The organism is Paenibacillus sp. J22FR5, assembly GCF_059691975.1.
This window is the reverse complement of the sequence record NZ_JCAUAN010000050.1, coordinates 14,377-27,533: the sequence shown is the minus strand read 5'-3', so window position 1 is coordinate 27,533 and position 13,157 is coordinate 14,377. Positions and strand designations below refer to the sequence as shown.

11 protein-coding genes and 1 pseudogene are annotated in these 13,157 nt (G+C 44.5%); 2 read left to right on the top strand and 10 right to left on the bottom strand.

Annotation, left to right across the window (positions count from 1 at the left end):
- Window positions 1-102 precede the first annotated feature (102 nt).
- Window positions 103-561: a hypothetical protein gene (locus AC58P7_RS32205; RefSeq protein WP_497350173.1), complete on the bottom strand. Its 459-nt coding sequence runs from the start codon at window positions 559-561 to the stop codon at window positions 103-105.
- Between the two features lie 550 nt (window positions 562-1,111).
- Window positions 1,112-1,462 (bottom strand): annotated as a pseudogene (locus AC58P7_RS32200) (transposase); the annotation flags it as partial.
- 9 nt (window positions 1,463-1,471) lie between these two features.
- Between AC58P7_RS32200 and AC58P7_RS32195 the strand changes: the two are divergent.
- Entirely contained in the window at window positions 1,472-2,044 is a 573-nt protein-coding gene (locus AC58P7_RS32195) for a hypothetical protein (RefSeq protein ID WP_497350172.1), read from the top strand.
- Between the two features lie 120 nt (window positions 2,045-2,164).
- On the opposite strand, the gene AC58P7_RS32190 is transcribed toward AC58P7_RS32195, so the two are convergent.
- The 6 genes from AC58P7_RS32190 to AC58P7_RS32165 all read right to left on the bottom strand — a co-directional run bounded on the left by AC58P7_RS32190 (window position 2,165) and on the right by AC58P7_RS32165 (window position 8,044).
- Window positions 2,165-2,287, bottom strand: coding sequence for a hypothetical protein (locus AC58P7_RS32190; protein WP_497350171.1), 123 nt, complete (start codon window positions 2,285-2,287; stop codon window positions 2,165-2,167).
- A gap of 63 nt (window positions 2,288-2,350) precedes the next feature.
- Window positions 2,351-3,748 (bottom strand): NAD-dependent malic enzyme, encoded by a 1,398-nt coding sequence (locus AC58P7_RS32185; protein ID WP_497350170.1) that lies wholly within the window; start codon window positions 3,746-3,748, stop codon window positions 2,351-2,353.
- On the bottom strand, window positions 3,738-4,661 hold the full coding sequence (locus AC58P7_RS32180; RefSeq protein WP_497350175.1) for a DMT family transporter: 924 nt from the start codon (window positions 4,659-4,661) through the stop codon (window positions 3,738-3,740). The genes AC58P7_RS32185 and AC58P7_RS32180 overlap by 11 nt, the downstream gene beginning before the upstream one ends.
- A 74-nt stretch (window positions 4,662-4,735) precedes the next feature.
- A complete protein-coding gene (locus AC58P7_RS32175; RefSeq protein WP_497350169.1) occupies window positions 4,736-6,136 on the bottom strand; it encodes a M20 family metallopeptidase in 1,401 nt (466 codons plus the stop codon).
- Window positions 6,137-6,141: 5 nt separating this feature from the next.
- The gene (gene aspA / locus AC58P7_RS32170; RefSeq protein WP_497350174.1) at window positions 6,142-7,908 is read right to left on the bottom strand and encodes an aspartate ammonia-lyase; all 1,767 of its coding nucleotides are present in this window, start codon (window positions 7,906-7,908) and stop codon (window positions 6,142-6,144) included.
- The gene (locus AC58P7_RS32165) at window positions 7,841-8,044 is read right to left on the bottom strand and encodes a hypothetical protein (RefSeq protein WP_497350176.1); all 204 of its coding nucleotides are present in this window, start codon (window positions 8,042-8,044) and stop codon (window positions 7,841-7,843) included. The genes aspA and AC58P7_RS32165 overlap by 68 nt, the downstream gene beginning before the upstream one ends.
- A gap of 267 nt (window positions 8,045-8,311) precedes the next feature.
- On the opposite strand from AC58P7_RS32165, the gene AC58P7_RS32160 reads away from it, so the two are divergent.
- Window positions 8,312-10,390, top strand: coding sequence for a helix-turn-helix domain-containing protein (locus AC58P7_RS32160; RefSeq protein WP_497350168.1), 2,079 nt, complete (start codon window positions 8,312-8,314; stop codon window positions 10,388-10,390).
- Between the two features lie 280 nt (window positions 10,391-10,670).
- On the opposite strand, the gene AC58P7_RS32155 is transcribed toward AC58P7_RS32160, so the two are convergent.
- Both AC58P7_RS32155 and AC58P7_RS32150 read right to left on the bottom strand, forming a co-directional pair.
- Window positions 10,671-12,200, bottom strand: a complete 1,530-nt coding sequence (locus AC58P7_RS32155) for an ABC transporter substrate-binding protein (protein ID WP_497350167.1) — start codon at window positions 12,198-12,200, stop codon at window positions 10,671-10,673.
- Window positions 12,201-12,260: 60 nt separating this feature from the next.
- The gene (locus tag AC58P7_RS32150) at window positions 12,261-13,145 is read right to left on the bottom strand and encodes a carbohydrate ABC transporter permease (RefSeq protein WP_497350166.1); all 885 of its coding nucleotides are present in this window, start codon (window positions 13,143-13,145) and stop codon (window positions 12,261-12,263) included.
- Window positions 13,146-13,157 lie beyond the last annotated feature (12 nt).

Below are 13,157 nucleotides of genomic sequence, written 5' to 3'. Positions count from 1 at the left end.
GCGCCTCCTTGATGGTATTGGGTTTCAAACCCGTGCACAAACCCATCATACCGAGGCGCTCCTTTTTTGACAAAGTCCAAATCTTAGTCATTACAGGAATGTTTAGCGTAACAAAACATCTTCCTTGAGTAGTCTAAAAATTGGTATGCTCTTTTCACCTTCATTGTCACATTGATTAAGTGTATACACATAATGATCCTTTGTCTCATCCATGCTAATCCTCTTGCATCTGTAAACCTGTTTTCCATGCTCAGAACTCATTCCATCCCTGGTGTTATCAATGGTCCAGGTGACCTCCCTGCCATTTGATTGCACATCATGAATCCAGAAACCACCGTCGATAATCGGTGGAATGAGCACGAGATAGTCGCCTTTTCCATTTTTATGACGCTGAACCATCTCATTTAAACGGTCTACATCCACCTTATTGAAATGGTGAAGGATAATATCGTTTCTTTCAAGTACATTTTTGTTGTCAGTCGTTAAATTAATAACTATGATCATTACCAACACCCCGATGATTCCAATAAGCACTCCAATCGTTATCTTTGTTCGTATCATGCATACACCCCGTTTCTACACATATTAGACGTATAAACATTCTATATCGTTGCGTTATTTTTACAAATAATTCCACAAAAGTATTCCGATTACACCACGCTCTACTGCCCGTTAATTGAGAAAACGGCAGCCTTTTATGCAGGCTGCCGCTTCTTCGTATTTATTGAGCTCCCTCGGTACGATTCAGTTTTCTCACGAATGCTCGCTTATTCGCAGGATTTCACCCTTGCTAGAAGTACAGAAAGATTGGAAGAGAGACCTCGTAATAGACCTGGGCAACATGAAGGCGCAACGAAATACAGGGGGGATTAAAACCCCATATTATTCCATATAATGCACGATTCTCCACGCCGCCCCTGGAGGTTTTCACTCCCATGTCTCAACGGGTCTATGCCCTCTCATTCCTTCGTTACACCTGTCCAAGGGGTGGAGGCCGGTCTTGCTATCGTTACGGGTCGGTGCCCTTTGGTTCAATACATCCGGTACTCCATGCTTTCTTTGAATTCCCGCGAATAAGACAAAACTCGTACAACGAAACGGAAAGTATAGGTTAAGCTGCTAGCTGGGTTGGCATCGTTTTAGGAGGATTGTACGCTTCACCGCTGCGAGCCATTCCAACTAAAACTCTAGCTAATTTGCCACACAGTTTCATAATGGACCTCATTTTCTTTATCTTCTTTACATGTACATTGTATGCATGCATGGCTTTAAACTCCGGATTGTTCGCTACTAAACTCATCGTCATCATGAAGATAAATCGTCGGAGGCGAGAGCGACCACGTTTGCTAATCTTCATCTGTCCGGTCCATTTACCTGAACTTGCTTCAGCGAGGTTATGTCCAGCATGACGCAGCAAGGCATTACCGTGCACAAAGCCACTTAAATCCCCCGCCTCACCGAGGGATTCAACTTGAATGCATTGTACAAAGAAGTACGCAAAAAGCGTGGTAAAGCGAATATCTTAGCCTCTATCGTGGTCACAATTGGAATTGATGATAAAAATCACGAAGTCAAGGCGAGGATCGTATTCGTTCGTGATCGAAACCGTTCCAAACAATGGCTGGCTTTACTCTCCACAGATTTAGATTTGACGGAAGAAGAAATCGTTCGTATCTACGGTAAACGTTGGGATATCGAAGTCTTCTTCAAGATGAACAAATCTTATTTACGTCTGGCTAAGGAATTTCAAGGGCGTTCCTATGATATGATGTTTGCTCATACAAGCTTTGTTTTTACGCGAAACCTTTTTCTTGCGATGGAAACTAGGGAGAATAAAGATCAACGCACGCTTGGTCATTTATTCTATGTTTGCTGCGACGAACTTGAAGATATCAAATTGGCAACAGCTCTATTGCTACTGGTTGATCTGTTAAAGCAAGCTCTCCAAGAAGTTCTTTTACTCACAGAACAACAATTCCGGGAAATTTCCGATAAGTTTACAGCCAGTTTACCCAAGTTTTATAAGGGTTTATTAGGAGTGTGACCTTCCGAGCCATATTCAATAGAAGCAATATGCCCGACATCTGCGCGTGTATATTCGCGAAGCCTTTCGACCAAACAGCCTATCAGCTTTTACAGAATCATAAGGTACCAATTGTATTATCTATGCCCGAAATTCAATAGTCTCTAGTTTAATGCCGCCTTCTGTTAAGGCTTCAATTGTTTCGTTGAGTAGTTCCCTGAACTCAGCTATAATAATCACCTTTTGTGCTGATGTAAATTCCATACGAATAAACCCTCAGTTTTCTTTATAGTTAATATAGGATTTTGGACCGCGCAGCAGCATCTTCTACCTAAAATCCGACGGTATGCGACGAGCAGTTCCGGTTATAATAGCCGTTTCAATAACCGCATGTCTAACTTTGGCAACAACCTGCTCGTTAAAGATGCTTGGGATAATATATTGCTCGTTTAATTCAGATTGAGTTACAACGGAGGCGATGGCTCGTGCGGCCGCAAGCTTCATCGGTTCGTTAATGGATCGGGCCTGACAATCAAGTGCGCCTCGGAAAATTCCTGGAAATACAAGGACATTATTAATTTGGTTAGGATAGTCGCTTCGTCCGGTGGCAAATACCCTCACATGAGGTAGAGCATCCTCCGGGGCGATCTCGGGGTTAGGATTGGCCATTGCGAAGACAATGCTGTCCGGCGCCATTCGCTTGATGTCAGCGACCGTCAGCAGCCCTCCCCTCGATACGCCGATAAATACATCGGCGTCCCGAATGACATCCTTCAAGCTTCCATGCTGCATCTCCACTTCAGGCTGCTCGGCAAGCCATTGCCACATCGCATGTGAATAGCTGCCTCCGCGTATGATAGCTCCTTCCAAGTCTACGGGAACAAGCCGTTTGACGCCTGCGTTCAGAAGCATTTTGCATATCGAGACTCCGGCTGCTCCAATACCGTTCACAACAACGCGAACCTGATCCATTCTTTTGCCGACAACTTTCAAGGCATTCAACAGCCCTGCAATGACAACGACAGCGGTACCGTGCTGATCATCGTGAAAAACCGGTATATCCAGCTCCTCCGTCAAACGTGCTTCAATCTCAAAACAGCGGGGGGAGCTTATATCCTCCAGATTAATGCCGCCGAAAATCGGGCTGATCGCCTTTATGGTACGAATAATTTCTTCGGTATTAGTCGTATCCAGGCAAATCGGGAATGCATCCACTCCCCCAAGTTGCTTAAACAGCATCGCTTTGCCTTCCATAACAGGCGCCGCCGCATGAGGTCCAATATCTCCGAGACCCAATACGGCAGTGCCGTCCGTGACCACTGCCACCGTATTTCGTTTGATGGTTAAGGAGTAAGCCTTCTGGGTATCCTCATGAATAGCCGAGCAAACCCTGGCAACACCGGGCGTATACACTCTGGACAAATCGTCCCTGTTTTTCACCGGAATTTTCGATTCAACCGATATTTTTCCTCCAATATGAGCAAGGAACGTACGATCTGACACATTGATGATCCGGATTCCTTCCATTGCTTTAAGAGAAGCGATAACCTGATTTTCCTGCGCATCATTTACTTCGATCGAAATGTCACGGACAGACGTTTCTACGCCTGAGCGAATGACATCAATGGAAATGATATCTCCGCCAGCCTTACCTATAGCTGATGCTACATCTCCAAAAGAAACACGGGTTAATTCCAATCTGACAACCATGCTGTTATAAGCCATTCCTTATACTCCTTTTGTCTTGAAAGGACATCATACGAAGCGATCTCGGCTTTCGATTGACCATGATAATACTGACTGCAATAAAAATTAATCCTAGCAATAAATAAAAAGTAAACGATTCCTTCAAGTATAGGATACCTGTTAAAACCGAGACGAGAGGCACGAGAAACGTATAAGATGTCACGACGCTGGCTTCCCCGGAATTCACAAGCGTAAAGTACAGAAACCACGAACCGGACACTCCTAGCACACTGCTAAATGCCATTCCCTCTAGATAGGTTATATTCCATTCGATAGCGCTCCATGGCTCCAACATAGAGCCTGTGACGGTTAGAATGGCCCCGCCAATGATACATTGCAAAGCGGCAAGCCACATGAAATTAACATGAGAGCTCACTCTTTTAGCGTACACGGTTCCTAGCGCCCAACTGATGGATGTGCATATCCCAATGAAAACACCAATACAGGAGATAGGGCCGGACACTCCTTTCAGGCTGACAACGGCTACGCCGAAGAATCCAAAGATAAGGCCGATTGCCTTAAACCAAGACATGCGCTCGCTAAGCCAAATCCATGCAAAAATGGCAATAAGAACAGGCTGCAAATAAACGAGTACTGAGAATAATCCTGCAGGCATAAATTTCAACCCCAAAGTCTGCAGCCCGAAAAATAATACAACATTAAGCAACGCGGAAATCGTATAGATCTGCCAATTCAGTTTCCATTGTATTTGATGCCGCTTCCCCAGCATGAGCAATACAAGTAAAAGACCGCCCGCTAATGTACGCATACCTGCGAATAATATTGGCGGGGTATAGCTCAGAATCATTTTATTAATTGGAAACGATAAACCCCACAACAAAACGAGAGTAATGATGAGCAGCGTTTTTAGGTGGGAGGACAACTTCACCATATAAATATCACCTCTTGGTTGAATCAAATCACTAATAGTCCGGTGATTTTTTTGTGCTTCTAAAGCGGTTAATACTACGAGCGTCTAATTGGTGCCGGCATTGCTTCCGGAGGAATCATGGATTGATAAACTTCTCCGCCAAGCTCTTCTTTATGTTCCACTTTCGCTTGCTCGATAATCGCCGGATTTAAGATGGCCTCGATAGCTGAGGATGCCATGACTTTACCGGCTAGCAGCATCCCTTTGTGGGCAATGGACGATTTACCTTGCGAAACCATTTGCCAGCTATGCGGCGGAGTTCCGTAAGCACAAGTAGTCACATAGACCTGTCCTGTTGGAACGATCCAGCTCACATCGCCAACATCCGTCGAAGCGGCGAGAAAGCCCGGCTCGGGAGAGTAGGGATTAACCTGCTCAGAAAGCACTTTTCCGTTGCTTTTATGGACGGCTTTCATTTCGGCTTCCGAGAAGCTGGCCTGAATCCCTTTCGCAAAGTTCAGCTCTTCTTCGGTGTAGGATTCACCGCCGATTTGCATAAATTGCGTATGCATCATCGACCCTAACGTTTTATTCGGGATCAAATCCGCAGAAGCCGCATCGAATTGCGTCTCCAGCTGTGTCCCGGTCATCAAGGCAGCTCCACGGGCAACATCATAGACTCTTGCTAGAATTTCCCGAACCTGATCCATCTTGGGAGCGCGGATCTTATACAAGACTTCCGCTTCCGATTGAACGACATTCGGTGCAAATCCGCCGGCATTCGTAATCGCATAATGAAGTCTCGCGTCCTGAATGATATGCTCCCGCAAGAAGTTCGCTCCCACATTCATTAACTCCACCGCATCCAACGCGCTGCGACCTAATTCAGGACTTGCCGAAGCGTGAGAGCTTATACCAGTAAATTTAAAATAGACCTGGCAGGTAGCAAGCATTCTCGCGTTGTAGGCGAGATTCTCATCCCAAGGATGCCATGTAAACGCAACGTCCACATCTTCAAAGAGACCTGCCCTAGCCATGTACGCCTTCCCGCCGCCACCTTCTTCGGCAGGACAACCGTAATAGCGCACCGTTCCTTCAAGTCCGTTCTGCTCCATATAATGGCGAATCGCAATAGCTGCTGCAAGGGAACCCGTTCCTAGCAGATTATGTCCACATCCATGCCCGTTGCCGCCTTCCAGGATGGGTTCCTTGAACGTTGAATTAGCCTCTTGGCTCAAGCCGGACAAAGCATCGAACTCTCCCAATATCGCAACGACAGGCTTCCCGCTCCCATAGCTTCCCACAACGGCAGTCTTAACACCGCCTGCGCGGCGCTCAACGTGAAACCCTTCTTCTTCAAGAACTTTGGCGACAACCTCGGCAGATTGAAATTCTTCATAACGAGTTTCGCAAAATCCCCAAATTTTATCACTCACTTCAATCAGCTTCTGTCTCTTTTGTTCAATAATCTCCGATATGATTTGATGATGATTCATAAAGTTCACTCCACTTCCAGCAATGTTTTCCCTGCAATTCCAGGTTCAGTCATTTGATAAGGATCAAGAATTAAGTCCAGTTCTTCTTCGGTCAGCACATTATGCAGCAAGATCAGCTCGCGGACGGATTGCCCGGTCAATATCGCTTCGCGTGCTATTCGTGCCGATGCTTCGTAACCGAGATGGGGGTTAAGGGCGGTCATAATACCTACACTTCTATCTACATACTCTTTGCACCGCTGTTCGTTGGCTTCAATGCCTTCCAGACAATGTGTACGGAAAACGTTAAACACCTGATTCATCATACTTAACGATTGGAGCAGGTTGAACATCAGCACCGGCTCCATGACATTTAGCTCCAACTGCCCCGCTTCCGAAGCCAAACAAATCGTATGATCGTTGCCGATTACTTGAAAAGCGACCTGATTGACAACCTCGCACATGACCGGGTTTACTTTGCCGGGCATAATGGAGGAACCGGGCTGGCGGGCAGGAAGGCTGATCTCACCCAAGCCTGCCCGCGGCCCGGATGCCATCAACCGCAAATCGTTGGCCACTTTGGACATGTTAATCATACACACCTTAAGAGCCGCGGATACTTCTGTATAGACGTCCGTATTTTGCGTAGCGTCTGGCAGATGCTCGGCATTCTTAAGCGGAAACCCGCTGATGTCGGCCAAAATCTCGACCGATCTTCGAATGTACCGGGGCTCCGCATTCAGACCGGTTCCTACCGCTGTAGCCCCCAAATTCACTTCATACAAATGCTCTCGCGTGCGCTGAATCCGAATGATATCTCTCCCCAGTACCCGACAGTAAGCCTCAAACTCCTGGCCAAGCCGGATTGGAACCGCATCCTGCAAATGGGTGCGGCCCATTTTGATAACATGGTCAAATTGCTTGGCTTTTCGAAGGAAGGCTTCGTGCAATTCCCTCATCGTTGCGAGAAGCTTCTCGATCAAGGACAAGACAGTAATATGAAGGGCTGTAGGAAAGCTGTCATTGGTCGATTGGGACATGTTCACATGCGTGTTCGGACTAAGCGTGCCATAATCTCCCTTCGAGCCTCCGAGCAGCTCGATCGCGCGATTGGCGATGACCTCGTTCGCATTCATATTAATGGAAGTGCCGGCACCGCCCTGAATGGGATCTACAATAAATTGATCGTGCCACTTGCCGGTTATCACTTCTTCTGCAGCTTGCACAATGGCCTGACCAAGCCGCGGGGTCAATTGCTTCATGTCCATATTGGCCGTAGCAGCCGCTTTTTTGACCATTGCCATAGCCGTAATCAGTTCCTTGTGAATCGTATATCCGGTAATCGGGAAGTTTTCCACAGCCCTTAACGTCTGTATCCCATAGTAAGCATGCAGCGGGACTTCCTTCTCACCAAGAAAATCCTTCTCAAGCCTCACGGACTCATTTAACATTCTGCACCTTCCTGATCTCTCCATGGATGTTTTTAATATCATTTTGACAGGGACTTTTTTTACCTTCTGTTCGTTCCCAACCTCATAATTTTGAGCGGACGCCCTCAGTACGAACCAAACCAAAATCGCTACTACCAACCCTACTGCCGCAAGCGCGTAAAACATCATTCTCCATCCAATAGAAGCTGTCATTGAAGTGACGATGATCGAGCCGATTGCAAGCCCTACTGAAGCGCCGGATTGTACAAACGACTTGGCACGTGCCCGATTCTTCTTAGGAAATGAATTGGCGATTGCCACGGAACTGGCTGTAGGAAAAGAGCCCTCTCCAGCCCCTACCATAATACGGGAAGCGATCAAACCAAAGAAAGAGTTTGCCAGACCGGTTATTCCTGTAATCAAAATAACCTACAATCCAAGCTAAAAATAATACCAGAAGAATCGCATATTTTTTCATGCCCCCTACGACATGCTTCATCTAATGACTCCATTTTTATTTTTTTAGAGTCTTGAAATGATGTTCTAATACATTCTTTTTGATAACATTGATCCATTATTCACCTATTTATCCCCACTCCTCTTCGTTGACAAATAACATTACATGACGCGAGGATAAATCACCAAAAATATCTGGTGTTCAACGCTTACAAAATATTTTATACTAATTGAAAATAAAAGCTATGTGGTTTATTAACGAGAATTCTTATATTTATTGTAGTTTTATACACAACAAGGAGTGTGTCCGTTGTTAAACCTTACATCCATACAAACATTTATATCTCAGAAGCTCGGCCATCTCTCGTATCAGATTTGGTTAGGTCAGCAGAACGCGCTTGAGCTGGCTTTATCCGTAGGAAGCGAAGTAGGAGTCCCCCTTCAACCGTCTCATTCGGAGCCGAATGTTCGTTATTCCTTACTACACCAAGGCGATAAATCTTACATGAACATTACATTTGAAGATCAGTTTCAAATTGTTATATGTTTTGGCGATGCGACCGTTGCCTTAGCGGATTACGATCTTGAGCATTTATATCTTCTATGTTCCGACCTTTACTATCAAGAGATCAATAAATCCAGAAGCATTGAATTGGAAAAAATGATTGAAGGCATTCGGATGCTGACTTCAACGCTTGATTTAGATCATTTGCTGCAGCAAATGATCCGAAGCGCGCTAACCGTCATTCCGGCTGGAGATGCCGGGATTTTCCGATTGTTTGACAGCAAATCTTCGCTCTTGATTCCACTTGCTTCAATTGGCTTCGAGGATTCGTTTGCCCAATATAAGACCAAGAAAGGGGAGTCTATTTCGGGAAAAGTATTTGCCGATGGAATTCCGAGAATTTATCAATCCAAACAAGAAATGCAGCTTGATTATACGAACATATCAAAAGAAAATGCTAACTATGTAGAAAATAGCGAAAAGGCTAATGCTTTGATGACCGTTCCCGTCTCCTCGGGTGATACCCGCATCGGAACGTTGACCATTCTTCAATTTTTCAAGAAGAAAAAATTCACCAACCGGGATTTAAGCTTGCTGCAAGGCTTCGCTTCTCAGGTCGCCATTGCCATTCATAATGCGAAGCTTTACGAGGAAACAAACTTGAGGCTGAAGCAGGTTACCGAGCTAAGTAAGAAATTGGAAGACAATAACCAGCTTTTACAAAAGCGAATCAATGTGCATGATACATTAACCCAGCTATCTTTAAAAAACAAAGGCATTAAAAAGATGATTGATGAAATCAATCATATTCTCGGGATGCCTGTTGCTTACGTTGATTTTCTTGACAATGAGATTTATACGGAGCGACAGAGCGAAAAAACAATCAGTTTTGACATGATATGCGAGTTGTTCGCCAATCAGCAAAACGTACCACTGTCCATTCAATTGTTTAATCAAGACTATTTCATGTACCCTATTATGATCGGGACCGTATTGCTTGGCTGCATCATCGTGACGGTTTCTCACCCGCTTTCTCCGATGGACATCATCACCGTGGAGCAAAGCGGCTCGGTTCTTGCGCTTGAAATTGTCAAGAAGATCTCGAACACCGATCTGTATTACAAAAATACACATGAATATTTCAATCAGATGCTGGATATGCAGGATCAGGAGCAAATCATTTCGAAAGGACGGCAGTTTAATTTCACCTTCTCCTCCTATACCTTCGTTGTTTTATGTGAAATTCCCGGATTGTTTGAGCCGTATGAAGTAGAAGCAAAGTTACAACGGTTAATATCCAAATTGGATAAAGAGCTTGTGAATATTAGCAAATTGATTTATGGAGACTTTAACAAAGTGACGCTCTTGCTTTCCGTGCATGACAACACCGAGGTCGAAAAAACGATTTTTCATATCAAACAGATCATAAAGGAATGGGGGGGCAGCGATCACGATTTATTACGCGGAGGAATCGGTACGCCTTACAAAGACTTGGAGGACATTTCAAAGAGCTATAACGAGGCGAACAAAACTGTTGCTTTTGCAACGAACCGGAATAAATCCGGACTGATGCGTTACGAAGAAATTGGCGTCAACCGCTTTTTCCTTAATCAGCCGATTCAGGAAATCGAAAAATATATTCAGGAAATATTTTCGCCATTACGTTCGGATAAGATTCAAAATAAAGATTTGGAAAAAACGCTGATACTATACATTGATTCGAATAAATCCGCTGTGGAAACCGCCAAGAAACTTCATATTCATATCAATTCATTCTATCAACGAATGAAGAGGATTGAGGAACTGCTGAATCTTAGCTTTGATGATCCTGAGGATATGCTCAAGGTCCAGCTTGCTTGCCATCTGAAGAATACATTTAAATAAAAAAACAATCCGATACTTCTCAATGCCTTCACCGCTAATCGTCTGGTTACGGATCAAATCCTTTATATCCTCCAAATCCTGGTTCATGATCGAGGGAAGATGCTCTTCCTTCAAATAGAACTGATCCACGAGCAATCAAAAACTAAACAGGTCAGACGACATAACATCGACTGACCTGTTGTATTTTTATTCACTTATTTGGATGAAATTCATTTTCTAAGAAACACCTATTTTGTGTCCCCCAGGCGTTAGAGTTTCGGCTATTCGAGATGAGTCATTATTACTTCGCCGACTTCCATGCGTCCAACTGCTGTTGTTTCGTTGCAATAATGGTGTCGATGCCAGCCTCTTTCAACTTACTGATAAACTGAGGCAAAGCTTCATCCGGATTGAGGGTACCGGATTCCAACCCGATCCGGTACGTGCTCATCACGTTCGTAACATTAGCTACCTGCGTCTTAACAGGATTGATATCGTAGTTAAAGCCAAGCGCATCCGACTTGCGAGCAGATTTGTTGAACTTATCAAGCTGTTGATACAAATCCGGCGAGTTTGTTTCCCAGATATAGGAGAGAAACTGGTTGCCGAACATAAAACTTTCATTCAGGTTGTATCCGGAGTTGGTTGCATTCACCTCAGCTGGGAAACCAATCATATTTTCACCCTTTTTGACATAATGTTTCCCTTCAATCCCCCAATCGATCAAATTGATCAAATCTTTGTCTTTATACAAGAGATCAAGAAACATCATAGAACGTTCCGGATTTTTTGCATTGCTTGGAATGGCCATCATGGTGTTTGTTATAATACTCGTATTGGAAAGTGGCTCATCCAGCGGCACGGATACCATTTCCGTTCCGGTGGACAGGCTGTCCTCTGCTGCCTTTCCGGGTTTTAATTTGGTTAAGTAGGAAAAAGCGGTGTTTGCTTTTACAAGATCACGGCCTACTTCTTTGCTGGTCGCGATATTTTTGGATACATAACCTGCCTCAAACCATCTTCTCGCCGTTTTGGCCCGGTCAGAATATTCCTTGCTTTCGAACCAATCCAATATTTGTAATTTACCGTCAAAGGGCACATACCCGAGTCGATCGGCAAACAGATCGCCAGTCTTGGATGCAACGATATCAAGAAGGGGTTGACCTCCTTGCGAGGAAACAAGAGGTGTCAAGTTTGGTTGATTGTCTTTTATCGTCTTAAACACCGCATCAAGATCGTTCAGCGAGTGAATTGCGTTCAGGTCGATATGATATTTGTCTACAATATCTTTACGCATCATAATTCCAGTTTGCGAAGCAAGATCACGTATGGATGTGATTCCGTATAATTTCCCATTTACTTTGGATGCATTTATAAAGGCAGGATCCAAGCTGCTGCTGATATTCTTTCCGTATTTCGATAAAAGCTCATCCAGCGGCAGTAACTGCTGCTTGGCTACTTGCAGACCATAGCTTTTAAGACCGCTGAACATTAAATCAACCTTTTCATTACCAACGAGCATCAGATTGATCCTCTGATCCCATGCACCAAATTCGATTGGAGTCAGCTTCACCGTTGCATTAATTTTTTCTTTCGTAATTTTGTTTATTGCCGCTTCTACGTCTGCGATATCTTTTTGCGGTTTACCGATGAAAACAAAATTAATCTCATAAGGTTGCAGCGCTTGGCTTGTTTTTGTTGCATCTGCCCCCGTTCCTGTCGCAGCGCTTGGCTTGGCCGAATTTGTACTTCCTCCCTTCGATGAACAAGCCGCGAGTACCATTGCGGAAACCAAAATCAATGAAACTACTTTAAAACTCTTTCTTTTCATATTACTGCCTCCCTTTTTCAATATATGCTAACCGCGTTAACGGGTTTAGCCTGGCTTCGACTATCCTTTGACAGCACCTATTGTCAAGCCTTTCACAAAATATTTCTGAAAAAAAGGATAAACCACAATAATCGGAAGGACGCCAATCACGGCCATAGCCATTCGGACACCCTGTAGGGGTATGTCTGCAGCCTGTGCGCCAAAGTTGCCAGAGTTGTCCAAGGTGAGGAATTGAATATCCATCAAGATTTTATTTAGCAAATATTGCAGCGAATAAAGTCTTGTATCGGAAAGATATACCATACTATTGAACCAATCATTCCAATATAGCAGCATTTCGAATAACCCTATGCTTGCCAAAATAGGAAGAGATAGCGGCAAAACAAATTGCATAAAAATCCGGAACTCGCCTGCCCCATCCATATAAGCTGATTCAATGATCGCGACGGGAATTGATGTCATAAAGAACGAGCGGGCAAGCAGCACATAAAATCCGTTCAAGAGAAGGTTAGGCAGCAGCAAGGCAAAGATCGTATTTTTGACATCCAATAACTGCGTATAGACCAGATAAGTCGGGACCAGTCCCCCATTATACAAAATGGTTAAGGCAATCGCACCGGCGACGATTTTGCGATACGGCAGTTCGCTCCTTGAGAGAGGATAGGCGAGCAGGGCTGTCAGAACCAGGCTGACAGCAGTACCGATCACGGTAACCATAACGGTAATCATGAGAGCTTGTACAATCTGTCCGGCATCGCTGAATAAATAGCGGTAGGCCGCAAAACTTATAACCTTTGGAATAAAGCTGTAGCCTTCCCGAAGAATCGTATTTTCTTCCGTAATCGAAGCGGATACGAGCAGCCAGAACGGAAACAGACAAAGTATGGTTACGATGATGAAAAATAGATGAGTTGTCCCTTGAAAAAAGCGATTTGCAAGTTTCATATCCAAACCTCC